The sequence below is a fragment of the Streptomyces sp. NBC_00425 genome, assembly GCF_036030735.1.
Taxonomy (GTDB): Bacteria; Actinomycetota; Actinomycetes; order Streptomycetales; family Streptomycetaceae; genus Streptomyces.
Genome location: NZ_CP107928.1, coordinates 8,970,538 through 8,989,378, shown reverse-complemented (window position 1 = coordinate 8,989,378; position 18,841 = coordinate 8,970,538). Strand labels below are relative to the sequence as shown.

Annotated in this window: 19 protein-coding genes; 14 read left to right on the top strand and 5 right to left on the bottom strand. The window is 72.7% G+C overall.

The genetic code is table 11. From position 1 onward, the window contains the following. Positions 1 to 6: 6 nt before the first annotated feature. Positions 7 to 459, bottom strand: a complete 453-nt coding sequence (locus OHS82_RS39655) for a flavodoxin family protein (RefSeq protein ID WP_057581143.1) — start codon at positions 457 to 459, stop codon at positions 7 to 9. A 189-nt stretch (positions 460 to 648) separates the two neighbouring features. Further along, a complete protein-coding gene (locus tag OHS82_RS39650; RefSeq protein ID WP_242433258.1) occupies positions 649 to 957 on the bottom strand; it encodes a hypothetical protein in 309 nt (102 codons plus the stop codon). On the opposite strand from OHS82_RS39650, the gene OHS82_RS39645 reads away from it, so the two are divergent. Further along, positions 956 to 1,264 carry a hypothetical protein gene (locus OHS82_RS39645; RefSeq protein ID WP_242433259.1) on the top strand — a complete coding sequence of 103 codons (309 nt, stop codon included), beginning with the start codon at positions 956 to 958 and terminating at the stop codon, positions 1,262 to 1,264. The genes OHS82_RS39650 and OHS82_RS39645 overlap by 2 nt on opposite strands. A gap of 132 nt (positions 1,265 to 1,396) precedes the next feature. Continuing rightward, entirely contained in the window at positions 1,397 to 2,536 is a 1,140-nt protein-coding gene (locus tag OHS82_RS39640) for a LacI family DNA-binding transcriptional regulator (RefSeq protein ID WP_328435622.1), read from the top strand. 44 nt (positions 2,537 to 2,580) lie between these two features. On the opposite strand, the gene OHS82_RS39635 is transcribed toward OHS82_RS39640, so the two are convergent. Then, positions 2,581 to 3,477 (bottom strand): alpha/beta hydrolase, encoded by an 897-nt coding sequence (locus OHS82_RS39635; protein WP_328435621.1) that lies wholly within the window; start codon positions 3,475 to 3,477, stop codon positions 2,581 to 2,583. Between the two features lie 371 nt (positions 3,478 to 3,848). On the opposite strand from OHS82_RS39635, the gene OHS82_RS39630 reads away from it, so the two are divergent. The 9 genes from OHS82_RS39630 to OHS82_RS39590 all read left to right on the top strand — a co-directional run bounded on the left by OHS82_RS39630 (position 3,849) and on the right by OHS82_RS39590 (position 11,246). After that, the gene (locus OHS82_RS39630) at positions 3,849 to 4,223 is read left to right on the top strand and encodes a hypothetical protein (RefSeq protein WP_057581147.1); all 375 of its coding nucleotides are present in this window, start codon (positions 3,849 to 3,851) and stop codon (positions 4,221 to 4,223) included. A 229-nt stretch (positions 4,224 to 4,452) separates the two neighbouring features. Next, positions 4,453 to 4,848, top strand: a complete 396-nt coding sequence (locus OHS82_RS39625; RefSeq protein WP_057581148.1) for an ArsR/SmtB family transcription factor — start codon at positions 4,453 to 4,455, stop codon at positions 4,846 to 4,848. 173 nt (positions 4,849 to 5,021) lie between these two features. Further along, entirely contained in the window at positions 5,022 to 5,489 is a 468-nt protein-coding gene (locus tag OHS82_RS39620; protein ID WP_057581149.1) for a hypothetical protein, read from the top strand. 450 nt (positions 5,490 to 5,939) lie between these two features. Beyond that, a complete protein-coding gene (locus OHS82_RS39615) occupies positions 5,940 to 7,376 on the top strand; it encodes an ATP-binding protein (RefSeq protein WP_328435620.1) in 1,437 nt (478 codons plus the stop codon). After that, complete coding sequence (locus OHS82_RS39610; RefSeq protein WP_057581151.1) at positions 7,373 to 7,795, top strand: roadblock/LC7 domain-containing protein; 423 nt, start codon at positions 7,373 to 7,375, stop codon at positions 7,793 to 7,795. Before OHS82_RS39615 ends, OHS82_RS39610 begins: the two co-directional genes overlap by 4 nt. Further along, positions 7,792 to 8,157 carry a DUF742 domain-containing protein gene (locus OHS82_RS39605; protein ID WP_057581152.1) on the top strand — a complete coding sequence of 122 codons (366 nt, stop codon included), beginning with the start codon at positions 7,792 to 7,794 and terminating at the stop codon, positions 8,155 to 8,157. The genes OHS82_RS39610 and OHS82_RS39605 overlap by 4 nt, the downstream gene beginning before the upstream one ends. After that, positions 8,126 to 8,752 (top strand): GTP-binding protein, encoded by a 627-nt coding sequence (locus OHS82_RS39600; protein WP_057581153.1) that lies wholly within the window; start codon positions 8,126 to 8,128, stop codon positions 8,750 to 8,752. The genes OHS82_RS39605 and OHS82_RS39600 overlap by 32 nt, the downstream gene beginning before the upstream one ends. Next, positions 8,749 to 10,017: a cytochrome P450 gene (locus OHS82_RS39595; RefSeq protein WP_057581154.1), complete on the top strand. Its 1,269-nt coding sequence runs from the start codon at positions 8,749 to 8,751 to the stop codon at positions 10,015 to 10,017. The genes OHS82_RS39600 and OHS82_RS39595 overlap by 4 nt, the downstream gene beginning before the upstream one ends. Further along, a complete protein-coding gene (locus tag OHS82_RS39590; protein ID WP_328435619.1) occupies positions 10,014 to 11,246 on the top strand; it encodes a cytochrome P450 family protein in 1,233 nt (410 codons plus the stop codon). Before OHS82_RS39595 ends, OHS82_RS39590 begins: the two co-directional genes overlap by 4 nt. Before the next feature lie 119 nt (positions 11,247 to 11,365). Here OHS82_RS39590 and OHS82_RS39585 read toward each other — a convergent pair whose 3' ends face one another. After that, positions 11,366 to 12,901, bottom strand: a complete 1,536-nt coding sequence (locus tag OHS82_RS39585) for a helix-turn-helix domain-containing protein (RefSeq protein WP_328436159.1) — start codon at positions 12,899 to 12,901, stop codon at positions 11,366 to 11,368. 242 nt (positions 12,902 to 13,143) lie between these two features. Here OHS82_RS39585 and OHS82_RS39580 point away from each other — a divergent pair, with 242 nt between their 5' ends. The 3 genes from OHS82_RS39580 (at position 13,144) to OHS82_RS39570 (ending at position 15,980) form a co-directional block, all read left to right on the top strand. After that, positions 13,144 to 13,764, top strand: coding sequence for an L-threonylcarbamoyladenylate synthase (locus OHS82_RS39580; RefSeq protein ID WP_057581156.1), 621 nt, complete (start codon positions 13,144 to 13,146; stop codon positions 13,762 to 13,764). Between the two features lie 118 nt (positions 13,765 to 13,882). After that, the gene (locus OHS82_RS39575; RefSeq protein ID WP_057581157.1) at positions 13,883 to 14,638 is read left to right on the top strand and encodes a dienelactone hydrolase family protein; all 756 of its coding nucleotides are present in this window, start codon (positions 13,883 to 13,885) and stop codon (positions 14,636 to 14,638) included. A gap of 112 nt (positions 14,639 to 14,750) precedes the next feature. Then, positions 14,751 to 15,980 carry a glycoside hydrolase family 64 protein gene (locus tag OHS82_RS39570; protein ID WP_057581158.1) on the top strand — a complete coding sequence of 410 codons (1,230 nt, stop codon included), beginning with the start codon at positions 14,751 to 14,753 and terminating at the stop codon, positions 15,978 to 15,980. 64 nt (positions 15,981 to 16,044) lie between these two features. On the opposite strand, the gene OHS82_RS39565 is transcribed toward OHS82_RS39570, so the two are convergent. Next, positions 16,045 to 18,444 (bottom strand): M4 family metallopeptidase, encoded by a 2,400-nt coding sequence (locus OHS82_RS39565; protein WP_057581159.1) that lies wholly within the window; start codon positions 18,442 to 18,444, stop codon positions 16,045 to 16,047. Positions 18,445 to 18,841 lie beyond the last annotated feature (397 nt).

Here is an 18,841-nt window from a genome sequence, read left to right as displayed (position 1 = left end):
GGCCGGTCACGCCATCAGACCGGCGGCCACCGTCGCGCCCAGTTCCCAGCAGGCCGCCATCTCCGCCTTGTCCGGTTCGCCGGTGACGGTGACCGGATCGGCCGCCCTTCGCCAGCCCAGCCCCGTGGTGACGGCCTCGATGCCGCGCACCGCGCCCGTCACGTCGTTGCCGCCGTGCACGTAGTAGCCGAAGGGACGGCCCCGGGTGGCGTCGAGGCACGGGTAGTAGATCTGGTCGAAGAAGTGCTTGAGCGCCCCCGACATGTAGCCGAGGTTGGCCGGGGTGCCCAGCAGGAAGGCGTCGGCGGCCAGGACGTCGGAGGCGGTCGCGGCGAGGGCCGCCCGCCGTTCGACGCGGACGCCCTCGATCTCGGGCGCCGTCGCACCCGCGACCACCGCCTCGAACAGCGCCTGGCAGTGGGGCGAGGGAGTGTGATGAACGATCAGCAAGGTGGGCACGGCACATGACCCTGCCCGCTCCCTCGGCCCCGCCGCAAGCCGGGCCGGGCCGATCCGGGCCGGACCGACCCGAAGCCGCGCCGCCGGGCCGGGCCGCGCGCCTCGTCCGCCCTCCCGCCTTCCGGCTCCCGCGCGTGAAGTCCCCGTACGGGGTGCGCCGGTTACGTTCGACGCCCTCCGGGCACTCTGTTACGACGACTGTCCGACTGTCGGGACGCGGGGGTGCAGGGTGCTCGCTCGGAGTGCGGCGATGATGTGCGCGGCCGGCGTGCTGGTCCTGGTCGGCTGCTCGCCCGGGGACGACGGGCGCAACGCGGAGCCGGCGCACACGGCCTCCGTCACGGCGACCGCCTCCCCCGCCTCGTCGTCCGCCCCGCCCTCCCCGTCCGCTCCTGCTCCGTCGGCCTCCCCTTCCCCCTCCCCTTCCGCGACCGCCTCCGCGTCTGCGCGTCCCTCGCCGGTGCCCGTCACCGGCCCGGACCAGAAACTGGTGGTCATGACCGTCAGTGGTGGCTTCGCCGGGGTGAACCAGGAGGTCACGGTCCGGGGTGACGGAACCGTCCGTACCACCGACAAGGGCCGCTCCGCGGTGCGCCGCACCACCGCGGAGCAGTTCACGCACCTGCGCACGCTGCTCGGCGACCCCGCGCTCGACGACGTCCCCGCGTTCACGACGGACCTGGGTTCCGCGGACAAGTTCCAGTACGCCCTCCAGTTCGACGGCCGCACGATCATGACGGACCGCTCCGCCGACGAGCCCGCGCTCGACCGTCTCATCGGCGCCCTGGAGAAATGGCTGCCGTAGGACCGCTGCCGTGGAACCGAGGCTCGCCCGGCGTACGCGTGGGTCCCGGCGCGCACCTGGGTGGACCTCGTCGCCGGTCAGCGCCCCGGGTCTGGCATCATCGGTTCGCATCCAAGGCCACAGGGGGACACCATGCAGCGGGCGACGGGACGAGGCGCAGCCTCCGCGACGCCGCGGAGCGTCGACGTGGCCCGCCTCGCCGGCGTCTCCCAGAAGACGGTCTCGCGGGTTTTCAACGACGAGCAGTACGTCTCCGCGGAGGTGCGCCGACGCGTCCTCCAGGCCGCCGAAGAACTCGGCTACCGGCGCAACAACGCCGCCCGGGCGCTGGCCTCGGGACGGACCCGGGCCATCGGCGTGGTGACGCTGGGCACCGCCCTCTACGGTCCCGCCTCCCTGCTCATGGGCGTCGAGCGGGCCGTCAGGGACACCGGGTACGCGCTCCGCGTGGTCAACACGGTGGAAGGCGATCCCGCGGGCGTCGCGGGGGCGGTCGGCTCGCTCCTCGACCAGGGCGTCGACGGCATCGTCATCTCCGAACCGATCGACGAGCGGGACGGTGAGGACACGCAGGACGACTGGCAGGACCGGCCGGAGCAGCCGGCCGCGGTGGACGAGCGGCGCCGGCAGGAGGCCGACGGCGACGGCCGCCTCCACGTCGACGTGCCCGTGCTGGTGCTCAGCGCACCCTCGCCCGTCGTCGCCCCCGGGGTGCTGACCGCGGGCCACGGCGCCGACCGGATGGCCCGGATCGCCACCGAACACCTGCTGGGACTGGGGCATGTGACGGTCCATCACCTGGCTGGGCCGCAACGCTGGTACGCCGCGCGGGACCGGCTGGAGGGCTGGCGGACGGCACTGACGGCGCACGGCAGAACGGTGCCGCCGGTGGTCGAGGGTGACTGGTCCGCCGCGTCCGGGTACGCGGCGGGCCGCGCCCTCGCCGCGGACGGTGACGTCACCGCGGTGTTCGCGGCCAACGACGACATGGCGATCGGCCTGATCCGCGCACTGGCGGAAGCCGGCGTCCGGGTGCCCGAGGACATCAGCGTCGTCGGCTTCGACGACATCCCGGTCGCCGCGTTCGTGACGCCTCCCCTCACCACGGTGCCGCAGCCGTTCGACGCCGTGGCGCAGGACGGCCTCAAACGTCTCGTGCACGTCATCGAGAACCCGGACGCTCCGCCCCTGCCGGCGAGCGACCCGCCGGTCGACCTGGTCGTCCGCGCCTCCACCGCGGCGCCGTCCGCCCGGCGGAGCCCCGCCCGCTGACCGGTCCGACGCTCATCTCGGCGGCCGGACGAGCCGCAGTCGCGTCAACCGGCGGCCAGTGCCGAGCGCAGCGTGGCGGCCATCAGCGCGATGGCCTCCTTCGCCGCCGGCACGGGCCCGGTGTGGGTGAAGTAGTGGTCGACGTCCGCGAACACGCGGTGGGTGACGGGCACGCCAGCGGCCTCCAGAGCCCTGGCGTAGGCGTCGCCCTCGTCGCGGAGGCGGTCGTTCTCCGCGACGACGACCAGGGCGGGCGGCAGTCCGGCGAGGTCGTCGGCAAGGCCCGGCGAGACGAGCGGGTGGGCGCGATCGGCGGGATCGGGCACGTAGGCGCCGGTGAATGCCCGCATGAGCCACGGGGTGAGCAGCGGCTTGGCCGTACGGGCCGTCTTGGCCGCCGGGTCGGTGACCATGTCGAGCGGCGCGGAGTCGATGATCTGCAGGCGCGGTGAGAAGGCGCCGCGGTCCCGGGCCGTGCGGCACACCGCGGCGGTCAGGTTGGCGCCGGCGCTGTGGCCGCCGACGGCCAGCCGGGATCCGTCCCAGCCGTGCGCCTCGCCGTTCTCGGCCACCCACGCGGTCACGTCGTAGGCCTGGGTGACGGCGGCGGGGTACGGCCGCTGCGGGGCGACGGCGTAGTCCACGTTGATCACGACGCAGCCCGCCGTGGAGGCTATGCAGCGGCACAGATGGTCGTCCTGCTCCGCACGCGCCACGACGAAGCCGCCGCCGTGGAAGTTGACGTAGACGGGGGCCGGCGGGTCGGCGACGACCGGTGGCCGGTAGACGGTGCAGGCCACCGGACCGGCACCGGTCTCCACCCGGAGCGTCTGCGTGTTCCTGGGCACGTCCGAGAAGCGCAGATCCTGGTGCACGCGGGACATCACCCCGCCGAGCAGCAGTTGGACGGCCCTGGCCTGGATGCGGGGGCTGAGCGGCATGGTCGGTCCCGTTCTCGCGGTGAGGAATCGCCGATCGGCGTCGCTCGATCGACAGGATTCCTGTCAATGAAGGTACATCCTGCACCCGGGCGGGCGAGCGCGCCACCCTCCGGGCGCAGCAGAAGGAGCACCGAGCCCGGCGGCCGTCGTGACCGGCCTTCGATCAGCGTCGAGCCCGCGTTCCCACCGCCCACCGCGTATCCGTTCAATTGCCTCGTTCTCGCGGTCAATTGCGTGCAGAGACCTTCGCGTTGCGAAGCCACTTGAGCCAGTCCCGGAGCACATCACCCGGTAGGAGGACGCCCTTCGTACGGTCGGTGCATCAGGGGAGCCGGAGGAGCCCGGCCCGCGCAACCGGCAGGAGAAGCGTCATGGCGAACGTGGAGATCTCGATGAAGGAGACGATGACGGCGATCGAGGGGGCATTGGGGGTCGCCGTCGTGGACTACACCAGCGGCATGGCACTCGGCACGCTCGGCGGAGGCAAGGATCTCGACCTGACCGTCGCCGCGGCCGGCAACACCGACGTGATCCGCGCCAAGGTGCGCACCATGGATCACCTGGGGCTCAAGGGCGAGATCGAGGATGTCCTGATCACCCTCGCGAACCAGTACCACCTCATCCGACTGCTCAAGGGCCGTGGCGGAAGTGGCTTGTTCATGTACCTGGTGCTGGACCGCGAACGGTCCAACCTGGCGATGGCCCGCCACCAGCTCAAGCGGATCGAGGCCGAGCTCGAGGTCTAGTCGGCCGGACGCCCGGACCTCACGGGCGGACGGCCGCCGGCTTCGCACACCCTCGAATTGAAGATGTCTTCATCTCGACACATCCAGATCAGCGCATCACACGGGTGTGCGGAGCCCGCAACCATCAGGATCGAGGCGCGGCACGTCGCGCGCGGCGGCGCACGGACAGCCGGGCGGCCGCCGCGCCCTCGAGATCCACCCCACCGAACACGGCAGGGAGCGAGCGACCATGCAGGTTCCCCTCTACCAGGCGAAGGCCGAGTTCTTCCGCATGCTCGGACACCCCGTGCGGATCAGGGTCCTCGAACTGCTGCAGAACGGGCCCGTCGCCGTGCGGGACCTGCTCGCCGAGATCGAGATCGAGCCCTCCAGCCTCTCCCAGCAGCTGGCGGTGCTGCGCCGGTCGGGGATCGTCGTGTCGATCCGGGAGGGCTCGACCGTCAGCTACGCGCTGGCGGGCGGCGACGTGGCCGAACTGCTGCGGGCCGCCCGCCGCATCCTCACCGAACTCCTCGCCGGGCAGAACGAGTTGCTGGCCGAGCTGCGCCAGTCCGAGCAGCCGCTGCCGGTGCCCCACGGCCGTGCGGGGCTGCCCGTGCCGCAGGGCGGCGCCGGACGGGCGTGACAGCCGCAAGCCCCGAGCCGAACAGCGGCGCGGGGCTCGAACGAAACACACCGAAACGCCACGGTCCGCCACCCCTTCCGCCACGTAGAAATATCTACAAGCATGCATATGCCGGGCGGCATGCGGTCGCCGGTGGAGTCACACGGAGCCGACATGAGCGATGCGATGCCGACATGATCGATGCGATGTGGATGCGCGGCGTGGAGTGGCTCGCCGCCGCCGCGACGGATCCGCGGTCGTGCAAGCGGGAGTGGGACCAGGGCGACGGGATCACGCTGCTGGAAGCGGGGCGTTACTGGGACGTGCTGAGCGTCCCCGACCGGCTGGGGCTGCTCACCCTGGACCTGCTGTGGCAGGCCTCGCGCCCCACACCGGGTCCCACGCTCGTGGACACCGCCGCCCACCGCGTCGGCTTCTTCCTGCCCCCCGACCCCGGCAGCCGCTGGATCGGGTCCGGACTGCGGTACGCCGGCCGGGGCTCCTGGGTCGCGGTGCCCCCGCCCTACCGGGCCGCCCGGTTCCTGGAGTGGCTGGTCCCACCGGACGGCAGCGGCGCGCTGCACGCGCCGGCCACCCTGGAACTGGCACTGCGTCAGGCCAACGGCACACTGGCCGTCCTGAGGCCGGTGTGCGGGCCCTGATGCGTCAGGTGCGCGGCGTCCCGGCTAGTCCCGTCGCGGACGACGCGCGATGAAGGATGAGGGATGCAGGATACGGGCGGGCCGGGGCCACCCACCGCGCGCCGGGACCGGCGGGCACGGTGCGGCCCCGCGCGCTCACCGGAGCCGGTGAGCGCGGCCCCCGTCCGGCGGCGCGGACGGCGGCGGGCCCGCGTCCCGGCCGCACCCGGCCCGCGGCAGCACTGCGGTACCGCCGCAGAACCGCGGACATGCGGCCAACTCCAGCGCCGCGCACGGCAATTCCGACAGTCGACGCACAAGCGAACAGATGCCGGGCGCTTTGGCGCGAAGTCTCGCCCGACGGTGCGGGATCGATCAACGACGGTGTGTACTGTGCTGCGAGTGCCCGTTCGGGCACCGAACGCACGCCTGCCCCGCAACCGACGACGCCCGACCCCCTGGACCCAATCGATGATCGAATTGCCGGACCTGGCGGCCGGCGGCCTCACCGCCGGCACGCTGTCCGCGCTCGCCCTGGCCGGCGGGCTGCTGCGCGCGCGGCGGCGGCAGGCCCGGCAGCGAGCGGAGATCGCCGCGCTGCGCACCCGACTCGACGGCTCCCTCAAGGCGGTCACGGCGGAGGTGGAGCACCTGGCGACCCGGCGCGTGCCCGCCGCCGCCCGTCGCGTCGCCCATCCGCACGTCACCGTGCCGGGCCCGCTCCAGCCGCTCACCGCCGGCACCCCGCTGGGCATCGCCCTGGAGAACGTGGTGCTGGCGCTGCAGGCCGAGACAGCCGCCCAGCGCACGTCCGTCGACGCCGCGGCGCAGGCCGGGATGCGCGGCGCCGTCCGGGAGATCCAGGCGGCCCTGTACCGCCTGCAGGACGCGCTGCGCGGACTGCAACAGCGCTACGACGAACCGGAGTTGGCACAGACCCTGTTCCGACTCGACCACGAGAACGAGCAGTCGCTGCGGCGCGCGCAGGTCACCGCCGTGGTGTGCGGGGCCTGGGTCGGGCTGGCCCGCGAGGAGTCCCACCTGGTGGACGCGGTGACCGGCGGTCAGGCCCGGCTCGCCGGCTATCACCGGGTCCAGGTCCACAACCACCTCGAGCCCGGCACCGCCCTGGTCTCGCACGCCGTCGAACCGGTCGCCATCATCGTCGCCGAGCTGCTCGACAACGCCCTCCGGCACTCCGCTCCGGACACCGACGTCGTGGTCAGTCTGCAGCACGTGCACCACGGTGTGTGCGTCACCGTCGACGACGCGGGCCTCGGCATGACCCGGGACGAACGCGAGCGCGCCCAGCGGCTGGTGGCAGGCGACGAGCCCATCCTGCTGACCGACCTCGGCGACCCGCCCCGCATGGGACTGGCCGCGATCGGCCGGCTGACCCGCCAGTTCGACCTCGGCGTGGACGTCTCCTCGGCCTCCCCGTACGGCGGTGTGCGGGCGGTGCTGCGGGTCGACACCCACCTCCTCAGCCACCTCGACCCGGCCGAGCGGCCGCCGGCCGCGAGCGCCCCGCGCACGACACGCACCGCGCGCCAGGCCCTCCCCGACCCTCCCGGCCCCTCCCACGCGTACGGCGCCGAGACCGGTGCACCGGAACGGGAGCCGGCGCCGGGACACCACGCGCCGCAGGACGAGGACGACGGCCTGCCGCAGCGCAGACGCCGCACCCGGTCCGCGGCGCCGGCACCGACGCCGGAGCGGACGCCGGAGCGGACGCCTCAGCGTCGTCCGGCGCGCAGCCCGGAGGAGGCCGCCGCGGCGCTCGGCGCACTGCAGTCCGGCACGGCGGCGGCCCGCGCCGCCACGGGGAACACCGGGGCGGGCGGCACGGGGGACGCGCCCGCCGACCAGACCGACCAGACCGACGACGAAGGGGGAGCGGCCCGATGACCAGCCGCAACACGGGTGACACGGCATGGGTGCTGGAACCGGTCCTGCAGGTGCCGCACGTGGTGGCCGCCGTCATGCTGACCCGGGACGGGCTCGTGACCGGATACACCGACGCCCTCTCCCAGCCGTCGGCCGAGCGGGTGGCCGCCATCACCAGCACCGTGCAGGGCGCCTGCCGGACGGCGGCGGCCGCGTTCGCCGACCATGAGACGGCCGACGTCCGGCAGATCGTCATCGAGTCGGACCACGGGTACGTGCTGATCGTTCCGACCGACCACGGCACCTGTGTGGCCGCCTACGGCGACGGCGAGGTGCGGCTGGACCTGCTGGCGCACCGGGTGCACTCCCAGGTGGCCCGACTGGGCGAGAAGGCGATGGCAGCCCCGTCCCGAGGAGCCGACGACAACCCGCCGGCATGACCGGACGCCCGGCCGGCCGTCCTCTGGTTCCCGCGTATCTGTCGACCGGCGGTGTGGCCCGGCCCAGCCGCCCCCACCTGGAGCGGCTGTCGGTGCTCGCCCGCACCGACGCACCGCTGCCCGCCGGGCTCTCCGCCGCCGAACTCGCCCTGCTGGAAACCCTGGAGGACGGTTCCCTGGCGGTGGTGGAGGCGGCGGCGCTGCTCAGACTGCCGTTCTCCGCGGTGCGGGTGCTGGCGGCCGGTCTCGTCGACCGGGACCTGGTCCTCGCCCGTGCGCCGATCCCGCCCGCCGAACGGTTCGACCCCGACCTGCTGAAGAGAGTGGCCGATGGCCTCCGCGCCCTCAAACACCGCGCCTAGCGCCGGCGGACCCGGCGCCGTCCACCTGCCCGACGCCGCCCGCGACCTGGTGAAGATCCTGGTGGCGGGGCCGTTCGGAGTGGGCAAGACGACGCTGATCGACTCGGTCTCCGAGATCCGCCCGCTGCACACCGAGGAGCCCCTCTCCGAGGCGTCGGCGCAGGTGGACGACCTGGACGGGGTGCGGGACAAGGCGACGACCACCGTCGCCATCGACTTCGGCCGGATCAGCCTGCCCGGCGACGTCGTGCTGTACCTGTTCGGCACGCCCGGTCAGGAACGCTTCCGGAGCCTGTGGGACGACATCGCCTACGGCGCGCTGGGGGCGCTCGTGCTCGTCGACAGCCGCCGCCTCGACGCCTCGTTCGACGTGTTGGGGCTGGTGGAGGAGAGCGGGCTGCCGTACGCGGTCGCCTTCAACGCCTTTCCCGACGCCCCCCGTCACCACAGCGAGGAGCGGCTGCGCCGGGCGCTGGACCTGGAGCCCACGACACCGCTGGTCACCTGCGACGCCCGGGACGCCGGCTCCTCGATCGACGCGCTGCTCGCGCTCGTGGACCATCTGATCGGCCGTGACCCCGTGGAGGCCCGGTGACCGCCCGTACCCCGGACCGGATCGACTTCGCCCGCTCCGCGCCCGTGCGGCTGTGGGAGGACGGCTTCGCGCCGGATCCGCAGCGCTACTACGCCGCGCTCCGCGCCCAAGGCCCCGTGGGCTGGGCAGAGTTGGCGCCGGGGATTCCGGCGTACGTGGTCACCGACCGGCGGGCGGCGCTGGACGTCCTGCACGACCAGGAGACCTTCTCGCACGACCCGCGGGCGTGGGAGGCGACCGTCCCCGACGACGCGCCGGTGCTGGGCATGATGCGGTGGCGGCCCAACGCCCTGTTCTCCGACGGACCCGCGCACCTGCGCTACCGGACCACTCTCATCGACGTCTTCGACCTGGTGGAACCGCACGACCTGCGCGGGCGGGTGCACCGGGCGGTGCGGCTGCTGGCCGAGCGCATGGGCCCGCGCGGCGAGGCCGACCTCGTCGCGGACTTCGCGCGCCCGCTGCTGGCTCTGGTGCTCAACGACCTGTTCGGGCTGCCGGACAGCCAGGGCGATCGGCTCAACGAGGGTCTGGGCAAGATGATGGAGGGCGGCGCGCAGGCCGCCGAGGGCGAGGCGCAGTTCGCCCGGTACGTGCTGGAGCTCATCGCCGCCAAGGCCGAGAAACCCGGCGACGACCTGCCCAGCCGGCTGCTGGAACACCCGGCGGGACTGACCCGTGAGGAAGTCACCTGGCAGGTGTTCCTCACCCTCGGGGCGGGGTACGAGCCGACCGCGAACCTGCTCTCCAACACGCTGTCCCGGGTGCTCGGCAACCCGGCGTACTACTCCACGCTCACCAGCGGCGCCCGGCCGGTGATGGACGCGGTGGTGGAGGTGCTGCACCACGAGACGCCGCTGGCGAACTACGGCATCTACTACGCGCGCAGGCCGGTGGCCTTCCACGGGGTGTGGCTGCGCGACGCCGTGCCGGTGGTGGTGTCGTACGGGGCGCTGGGACTCGCCCACGGCACGGACGGCGCCCCGGTCGGCGGGCGGACGGCGTCCGGCGGGCGCCATCCGCGCGACGCCTCGCACCTGTCGTGGGGAGCCGGACCGCACGCCTGCCCGGTCAGACAGCACACCCTGCTGCTCGTCACCGAGGCGATCGAGCGCCTCACCCAGTGGCTGCCGGACCTCGATCCCGTCGTGCCCCGTGACCGGCTCGCCTGGCGGCCGGGGCCGTTCCACCGGTCGCTGACGGCGCTTCCCGTGCGTTTCAGCCCCCGCTCCCCCGCTTCCGACCCCTCAGGAGTCCGTTCGTGACCGTGACCGACCGCATCGTCCTCGACCCGTTCGGCGCCGACGTGCACGCCGAGAGCGCCCGGCTGCGCGCCCTCGGCCCGATCGTGCCCGTCGAACTGCCCGGCGGCATCCCCGCGTGGGCGCCCACGGAGTACGACACCCTCAAGGCGCTGATCCTGGACCCGCAGGTCAGCAAGGACCCGCGGCGGCACTGGCGCCAGTGGCCGGAACTGGGAGAGCACCCGTCGTGGGGCTGGATCCTCGGCTGGGTCGGCGTCGTCAACATGCTCTCCACTTACGGCGCCGACCACGCCCGGCTGCGCAAGCTGGTGGCGCCGAGCTTCACCCACCGGCGCACCGAGTCGCTGCGGGAACGGGTGGAGGCGATCACCGCGGAGCTGCTCGACACACTGGAACAGCGCGCCGAGAACGGCGCCGTCGTCGATCTGAGGGCCGAGTTCGCGCATCCGCTGCCGATGCGGATCATCTGCGAACTCTTCGGCGTCCCCGAGGAGTTGCGGGAGGCCACCGGACGGCTCATCGCGGCGATCATGGACACCTCCGATCCCAGTCCGGAGCACGCCGCGTTCGTTCAGGAGCAGATCGGCACGGTGTTGGGCTCGCTCATCGCCCACAAGAGCGAGCACCCCGGCGACGACATGACGACCGAGCTGATCCGGGTGCGCGACGAGGGCGGCGACCGGCTCAGCGACGAGGAACTGCTGTACACGCTGCTCCTCGTCATCGGCGCCGGTTTCGAGACGACGGTGAACCTCATCGGCAACGCGGTGGTGGCGCTGCTGCGCCGGCCCGAGCAGCTGGCGGCGGTGCGGCGGGGCGAGATCGGCTGGGACGGCGTGGTGGACGAGACGCTGCGGCTGTACCCGTCGATCGCGACGCTGCCGCTGCGGTTCGCCGTGAGCGACCTGAAGGTGGGCGACGTGACGATCCCGGCCGGGGACGCCATCGTCACGACGTACGCGGCGGCCAACGTGGACCCGGTCCGGTACGGGCCGGACGCGGAGGCGTTCGACGCGGCGCGCGCGGCGGACGACCATCTGGCCTTCGGCATCGGGGTGCACCGCTGCATCGGCTCGCCGCTGGCCCGGATGGAGGCGCTGACGGCGCTGCCCGCGCTCTTCGACCGGTTCCCCGGGCTGCGGCTGCACAAGGCGGACGGGGAGCTCAGGCAGGTGCCGTCGTTCATCGCGAGCGGCTGGCAGGAGATCCCGGTCCGGCTACGGGACTGACAGCGCCGCGGGGTGCGACCGGACCCCCGTTCCGGTCGTACCCCCACGGCTGCTGAGAACCTACGGGGCGGTGCGCGGCCAGGGAATCGTCTCGGTGCCCGCTCTCGGGGCCGGAGGACTCACCTGTGCACAGATGAGTCCGGATGGCCCGATTCCGCCGGGTGGCCGCTTCCGTGCAGGTCGGGCTGATCGAGGTCGCCGGCCGCGACATGGGCGAGAACGACCTCGTAGAGGTCGCTGCCCGTGGCGAGCAGCTGGCGCTCGAGGACGGGCTCGGCGCTGCGGACGTGCTCGCGGACGGTCTGCGCGTGGACACCCAGCAGGTGGGAGGCCCGCTCGGCGTTGCCGCCGGCCGCGATCCAGGACCGCAGGGTGCCTCGCAGATCCCGGCCGTCGGTGTCGAGGCGGGCCAGCAGCTCCTGCGCCCAGGAGCGCAGCGCGGGCCCGGTGAGGAGTTCGCCGAGCTGCGCCGGGGTCGCCGGGGCGCCCGCCGGGTCCTCGGCGATGCCGAACTGGTGGTGGAGGGCGAGATGGACGACGGCCCGGACGGTGAGGTCGGAGAAGTCGGCGCGCAGCAGGTGCTCGACGCGCTCCATGCGCGCGCGGACCGTGTTGCGGCTGACGCCGAGCACCTTCGCCGCGTTGACGGCCGTGAACTCCAGGCCCAGCCGGGTGGTGGCGAGGAGTTCCGCGCGGGTGTGGTGCGGCAGGGTGTCCAGGGGGCGCAGCAGGCGGGTCGTCCAGGTGCGCAGCGCGTCGGGGTCCATGAGGCGCTCGGGGCGGGTGCGCTCGGCGTAGAAGGCGGTCCTGCCGGGGCGGAAGCGGGCCACGGCCAGGGCGCTGACGGCCTGTCCGTAGGCAGTGGCGGTGCGGGCGAGGCTCTGCCGGGCGCTGCCGCCGAGGTACGCCCCGGGGCGGCCGGCGCACAGCGCGCGCAGCTCGGGCCCGGCGGCGTCGTCCGGGACGACGACGATGACATGCCCGTCCATGGCGGGGCAGCGTACGACGAGGGCCTCCTCGTGGGTCGCCGCGAGACAGGCCGCGGCGAGGCCGTCGCGCTCCTCGGGCGTGCTCTCGACGACGTACACGCAGGCGGTGTCGGCGTCGAGGAGGCGGGGCCACAGACCGGCGGCGACCCGGCGGGCGGCGACGACGTCCTCGACCATGAGCAGCTGCAGGATGGCCAGCCGGAGGTCGGCGGTGGCGCGGGCCAGCCGGTGTCCGGTCGCCGCGGTCTCCTGCGTCCGCAGGAGGACTTCGAGGACGCTCACGGTGTGCGTGACGATGTCGGAGGCGCGTCGGTCGAAGGGACTCGTCCGGCTCACCGTGAGCACTCCGACGGCGGCGGGCCCCGGGAGTTCGACCCGGATCAGGCGTACGTGGCGGCCCTCGCCCTCCCATGCGGCGGAGGCGAGGCGGCCGTCGGCGATGTCGGCCGCCAGTGCCTCGTCGACGGGGGTGCGCGGCCCGACGACCAGGACGCCGTCGCCGTCGCGCAGGGAGACGGACGCCTCGACGGTCCCCGACAGCCACTCGACGAGCCTTTGGACGTCGCGTCCGGTGGGGCGCAGATGGTCGAGGAGTTCCCGGGCCCACCCCGGTCCGGCGTCGTCCGGCGCGCCCGAGCGGAGGTTGTCGTGGTCCCGGCCGACCATGTCGGCGCTCTCCTCGTCCTTCACGGCCCGCGCGGGCCGAACCAGTCATATCGGTCGGGACGTTACCTCAACCGCGCCGGACGGGCGGTGCGGGAGAGGGACCCGCGCGGATCCGGGCGTTCCGCGTCCGCCGCGGCGTCCCCGGTTCCCGGGCGGCCGCGGCGGTCGGGCGGGGCGGGGCGGCGTCTGCGGGGACCGGCCCTGCGCGGGCCCTCGGCGCGTGGACGGCATAAGCTCGGCCAATGGCGAAGTACTACGACGTGCACCCCGACAACCCCCAGCCGCGCACCATCTCCCAGGTCGCGGCCGCCATCCGGTCGGACGCGCTGATCGCGTACCCGACGGATTCCTGCTACGCGCTGGGATGCCGGCTGGGCAGCAAGGACGGCATCGACCGGATCCGGGCCATCCGCGACCTGGACGACCGGCACCACTTCACCCTCGTGTGCCAGGACTTCGCGCAGCTCGGCCAGTTCGTGCGGGTGGACAAGGACGTGTTCCGGGCGATCAAGGCGTCGACACCCGGCAGCTACACCTTCATCCTCCCGGCGACGAAGGAGGTGCCGCGCATGCTCCAGCACCCGAAGAAGAAGACGGTGGGCGTGCGCATCCCGGACCACGTGGTCACCCAGGCGCTGCTCGCCGAGCTCGGTGACCCGCTGCTGTCCAGCACCCTGCTGCTGCCCGGCGAGGACGAGCCGATGACCCAGGGCTGGGAGATCAAGGACCGGCTCGATCACGTGGTGGACGGCGTGCTCGACTCCGGCGAGTGCGGCACCGAGCCCACGACCGTGATCGACTTCTCCGACGGCGAGGCCCAGATCGTCCGGTACGGGGCGGGCGACGCGTCCCGGTTCGAGTAGCGGTTCCGCGCCGGGGTCCCTCGAGGGCGGATGGATGGCGCGTGCAACGATGGGCGCTGCCCGGCCCCCACCGGGCCGAACGCACGCTCGTCGCCGTGCATCGCGCTGAGGAGCCCCCATGACCTCCGTACAGGGAACAGCACTGGACATCCCCACCGAGGACGGCGTGGCCGACGCCTATCTGGCGTGTCCGGACGACGGCGTGCCCCGCCCGGGCGTCCTGCTCTACCAGGACGCGTTCGGCCTGCGTCCGCAACTGCGGGCGATGGCCGACCGGCTGGCCGAAGCCGGCTACGCGGTGCTGGTGCCCAACCTGTTCTACCGTCACGGACACGCTCCCGTCATGGAGTTGCCCGCGTTCATCGACCCCGCCGCGCGGCCGGAGATATTCGAGACGCTGTACCCGCTCGTGCTGGCCCTCACTCCCGAGCTGATCGTCCGGGACGCCGACGCGTACCTGCGGTGGATGGAGCAGAGCGCGCTGGTCGCCGAGGGCCCGGTCGCGGTGACCGGATACTGCATGGGCGCCCGGCTCGTCCTGGCGACCGCCGACGCGCATCCGGACCGGGTCGCGGCGGCGGCGGGTTTCCACGGCAGCCGTCTCGTGACCGACGCGCCGGACAGCCCTCACCTGGCCGTCGGGCGCATCACGGCCGAGGTCTACTTCGGCCACGCCGACGACGACCCGGGTCTGCCGCCCGAGCAGATCGAGCGCTTCGAGGAGGCCCTCACCGCGGCCGGGGTCCGGCACACCTGCGAGGTCTACGCCGGGGCCCCGCACGGTTACACGCAGGCCGACACGTCGGCGTACGACGAGGAGGCCTCGGAGCGGCACTGGGCCGCGCTGCTGGATCTGCTGAAGCGGACCCTCTGACGCTTTGCCGATCGACCGGGACGCCCGTGGCCGGGGCAGGCCGCGGGCGTCCTCTTTTGCGGAAATCGTTGACATGGGCACAACCCGGTGCAACGTTGAGAGCGCTCTCAACATGGTACGGACCAACCCCACAGGCCTACCCGCACGGAGGTGGAGAGTGCTCACAAGGACCGCCCTCGGACTGGTGGCAGCCGTCGCTCTCGTCGGCGCGCTGCTCACCCTCGGCCCACCGGCCGGGGCCGCCGTCCCCGACACCGTCCCCCTGAAGATCACCAACAACTCGGGCCGCTCCGAACGGCTCTACGTCTACAACCTCGGCACCCTCCTCGCCAGCGGGCGGCAGGGCTGGGCGGACGCCGGCGGCGGCTTCCACGCGTGGCCCGCCGGAGGCACGCCCCCCACCCCGGCCCCCGACGCCTCGATCGCCGGTCCCGCGGCCGGCCAGTCCGCCACGATCCGCATCCCCAGGTTCTCCGGCCGGATCTACTTCTCCTACGGTCAGAAGCTCGACTTCCGACTCACCACCGGCGGGCTCGTCCAGCCGGCCGTGCAGAACCCCTCCGACCCCAACCGGAACATCCTGTTCAACTGGTCGGAGTACACGCTCGACGACTCCGGTCTCTGGCTGAACAGCACGCAGGTCGACATGTTCTCCGCCCCGTACGCGGTCGGTGTGCAGCGGGCCGACGGCAGCACGCTCAGCACCGGGCATCTCAAGGCGGGCGGCTACAGCGGGTTCTTCAACGCCCTGCGCGGGCAGCCCGGCGGCTGGGCGAACCTCGTCCAGACCCGCTCCGACGGCACGGTCCTGCGCGCCCTCTCCCCGCTGTACGGAGTGGAGACCGGGGCCCTCCCCGCGAACGTCATGGCGGACTACGTCAACCGCGTCTGGCAGAAGTACGCCACGACGACGCTGACCGTCACCCCGTTCGCCGACCGGCCGGGCACGAGGTACTACGGCCGGGTCTCGGGCGGGGTGCTGAACTTCACCGACTCCTCCGGAGCGGTCGTGACCGCCTTCCAGAAGCCGGACGCGGCCAGCGTCTTCGGCTGCCACCGCCTGCTCGACGCCCCCAACGACGCCGTGCGCGGACCGATCTCCCGCACCCTGTGCGCGGGCTTCAACCGCTCCACCCTGCTGGTGAACCCCGACCAGCCGGACACCACGACGACCGCCTTCTACCAGGACGCGGTGACCAACCACTACGCCCGCAAGATCCATGCGCAGATGGCCGACGGGAAGGCGTACGCGTTCGCCTTCGACGACGTCGGGCGGCAGGAGTCCCTCGTCCACGACGGATCGCCGCGCCAGGCCTACCTGACGCTCGACCCGTTGAGCTGAGCGGACACGCCGACGTCCCGCACACGGAGGGAGCCCGTGTGCGGGACGTCGTCAGCGGGGCGGATCAGCCGGTGGTGACGGCGGTGTCGTCCACCACGAAGCTGGTCTGCAGCGAGGAGTCCTCGACGCCGGAGAACTTCAGCGCGACGGTGGTGCCCGCGAAGGCGCCGAGGCTGAAGGACTTCTGCACGTAGCCGGAGGCCGCGTTGAGGTTGGAGTACGTGGCCAGCGTGGTGGACCCGGCGGTGACCGTCAGCTTGTCGTACTGGGAGCTGGTGGTGGTCTCGGCCGTGTCGACGTGCAGGTAGAAGGTGAACGTGGTGTTGGTGCAGCCGCTCGGGATCGTCACCGACTGCGAGAGCGTGTCGGTGTGGGTCGAGCCGTAGCCGTCGAGCCAGGCCTTGTAGGAACCCGTGCGGGCCGCCTGGCTGCTGGAGTTGGTGATGACACCGCTGGACGCCGTCCAGGTGGTGTTGCCCGACTCGAAGCCCGCGTTGCCCAGCAGTTGCGTGGCGGTGCAGCCGCCGCCGGTGGCGCTGACCGTCCAGGTGAAGGACGCGGTGCCGGTGGCGCCGGTCGAGTCGGTCACCGTGACGGTGGTGCTCGAGGAGCCGGCCGTGGTCGGCGTGCCGGAGATCAGACCGGTCGAGCTGTTGATCGACAGGCCGGCGGGCAGACCGGTCGCCGCGTACGTCAGGGAGCCGCTGTTGGTGCTGCTCGCGGAGATCTGCAGGCTCACCGCGGTGCCGACCGTGGCGCTGCGGCTGCCCGGGTTGGTGACGGTGACGCCCGTCGACGGGACCGTGATGTGGCTGCCGACGTTGATGCCCGCGAACGCGTTGCCCACCCCGGCGTACTGGGTGGAGCTCGCACCGTACAGCGCGGCCGCCGCGTTGAGGGCGGCGGTGCGGGCGCCCGCGTAGGTGGTGCCGGACGTCATGTACGTCGTCAGCGCCTTGTACCAGATCTGCAGTGCGGCGGCCCGGCCGATGCCCGCGACGGCGACGCCGTCGGAGGTCGAGCTGTTGTAGGTCACGCCGTTGATCGTCTTGCTGCCGCTGCCCTCGGAGAGCAGGTAGAACATGTGGTTCGCCGGACCCGACGAGTAGTGCACGTCGAGGTTGCCGACGCCGGAGTACCAACTGTCGGCGGAGCCGCCGTCCTTGCTGGGTTTGTCCATGTAACGCAGCGGCGTGCCGTCGCCGTTGATGTCGATCTTCTCGCCGATGAGGTAGTCGCCCACGTCGGAGGAGTTGTTGGCGTAGAACTCGACGCCGGTGCCGAAGATGTCGGAGGTGGCCTCGTTGAGGCCGCCGGACTCGCCGGAGTAGTCCAGTCCGGCCGTGTTCGAGGTGACGCCGTGGCTCATCTCGTGGCCGGCCACGTCCAGCGACGTCAGCGCGTGGGTGCTGCCGGTGCCGTCGCCGTACGTCATGCAGAAGCAGTCGTCGTCCCAGAAGGCGTTGACGTACGCCGTGCTGTAGTGGACGCGGGAGTAGGCGGCGACGCCGTCGTTCTTGATGCCGCTGCGCCCGAAGGTGTTCTTGTAGAAGTCCCACGTCACCTGGGCGCCGTAGTGCGCGTCCACACCGGCGGTCTGGGTGTTGGAACCGGAGCCCGTGCCCCAGGTGTCGTCGGCGTCCGTCATCAGCGTGCCGGTGCCGGACGTGCCGTTGTTGAGGCTGTACGTCTTGTGCGTGCCGCGCGTGGTGTCGTTCAGCTGGTACGTCGAACCGGACAGCGTGGTCCCGATGGAGACGGTGCCGCTGTACTGGCTGTTGCCGGTGCCGGTCTCGACGCCCTCGAACTGGGCGAGCTTCGCGCCGGTGGCGGCGTCGGTGACGACGTGCAGCTTGCTCGGGGTGCCGTCGTCCTGGAGGCCGCTGACCACGGTCTCCCAGGCGAGCTTCGGCGTGCCCTCGCCGGCCCAGACCACCTTGCGGGCGCTCTGCGCAGCCGGCGCCTTCGCGTCGAGCGCCTTGGCCGCCGTCAGGGCCTTGGCCTGCGCGGCAGCCTTGCTGTACGTCGCGGTGGTGGAGCTGACGGAGACGGTGCGGCGGTTGTTGTTGAAGGTCGTGCTGACCGTGCCGACGGCCAGTGAGGCCGGGGGCGTGTGCACGACGAGGTCGCCGCCGAGGACGGGCAGGCCGGCAAAAGTGCGCTCGTAACGCGTGTGCACGGTGCCGTCGTTGTCCTTGACGACGTCCTTGACGACCAGTTTCTCCTGGGCGCCGAGGCCGAGCGTCTCGGCTGTCTGCGTCGTCCTCGCCTCGGCCCCCCTGATCAGCGTGGCGCGCTGGGCGGGCGTCAGGTCGGCCGGCAGGCCGCCGGTGCGCACGGGGCTGGGGTGGGGGGCTGCGGGCTTCGCGGCTGCCGGGACCGTCGAGACGCCGACGGCCAGGAGGGCGGCGGTGGAGAGCAGGGCCGCTCCGACCGCGGTCCGCTTGCGGGGGTTGGGTCTCACTCGTTCTCCTACTGCTGCGGCCGTGGGGAACGGCCGGTGACAGACCGGGCAGACGGGTGTGCTGTCCGGGACGAGCTGCCAGAGCTGAACCGTGCGGGACCGTGCACCGATGAAGGCAACGTTTCGCCGGTGTACGGCGGTTGGCCAGGAGAATGACAGGCTTGTCAGTGGCATGTCAGCCATAACGAGACGCTTCGAGGGTTATCCCTCGGTACCCGAGCCGCCCAGGGCCTCCCGACCCCGAGGAACTGTGAACGACCTGTGCGTTTCCCGGGAAGACGCGCTCACACTCGGGGCCGGAGCGGCGCGGCGGGCTCGCGGACCGTCGAGGCGACCGCCCTCCGCCCGACGGGGCACGAAACCGACTTGCCGGAAACGCTTGCGTTCACCGCCGCCC

Coding starts and splice junctions, on each gene's coding strand:
- OHS82_RS39645 (WP_242433259.1), top strand. CDS start 956: ATGACCGTCAGTGGTGGCTTCGCCGGGGTGAACCAGGAGGTCACGGTC.
- OHS82_RS39650 (WP_242433258.1), bottom strand. CDS start 957: ATGACCACCAGTTTCTGGTCCGGGCCGGTGACGGGCACCGGCGAGGGA.
- OHS82_RS39640 (WP_328435622.1), top strand. CDS start 1,397: ATGCAGCGGGCGACGGGACGAGGCGCAGCCTCCGCGACGCCGCGGAGC.
- OHS82_RS39635 (WP_328435621.1), bottom strand. CDS start 3,477: ATGCCGCTCAGCCCCCGCATCCAGGCCAGGGCCGTCCAACTGCTGCTC.
- OHS82_RS39630 (WP_057581147.1), top strand. CDS start 3,849: ATGGCGAACGTGGAGATCTCGATGAAGGAGACGATGACGGCGATCGAG.
- OHS82_RS39625 (WP_057581148.1), top strand. CDS start 4,453: ATGCAGGTTCCCCTCTACCAGGCGAAGGCCGAGTTCTTCCGCATGCTC.
- OHS82_RS39620 (WP_057581149.1), top strand. CDS start 5,022: ATGATCGATGCGATGTGGATGCGCGGCGTGGAGTGGCTCGCCGCCGCC.
- OHS82_RS39615 (WP_328435620.1), top strand. CDS start 5,940: ATGATCGAATTGCCGGACCTGGCGGCCGGCGGCCTCACCGCCGGCACG.
- OHS82_RS39610 (WP_057581151.1), top strand. CDS start 7,373: ATGACCAGCCGCAACACGGGTGACACGGCATGGGTGCTGGAACCGGTC.
- OHS82_RS39605 (WP_057581152.1), top strand. CDS start 7,792: ATGACCGGACGCCCGGCCGGCCGTCCTCTGGTTCCCGCGTATCTGTCG.
- OHS82_RS39600 (WP_057581153.1), top strand. CDS start 8,126: ATGGCCTCCGCGCCCTCAAACACCGCGCCTAGCGCCGGCGGACCCGGC.
- OHS82_RS39585 (WP_328436159.1), bottom strand. CDS start 12,901: ATGGTCGGCCGGGACCACGACAACCTCCGCTCGGGCGCGCCGGACGAC.
- OHS82_RS39580 (WP_057581156.1), top strand. CDS start 13,144: ATGGCGAAGTACTACGACGTGCACCCCGACAACCCCCAGCCGCGCACC.
- OHS82_RS39575 (WP_057581157.1), top strand. CDS start 13,883: ATGACCTCCGTACAGGGAACAGCACTGGACATCCCCACCGAGGACGGC.
- OHS82_RS39570 (WP_057581158.1), top strand. CDS start 14,751: ATGGTACGGACCAACCCCACAGGCCTACCCGCACGGAGGTGGAGAGTG.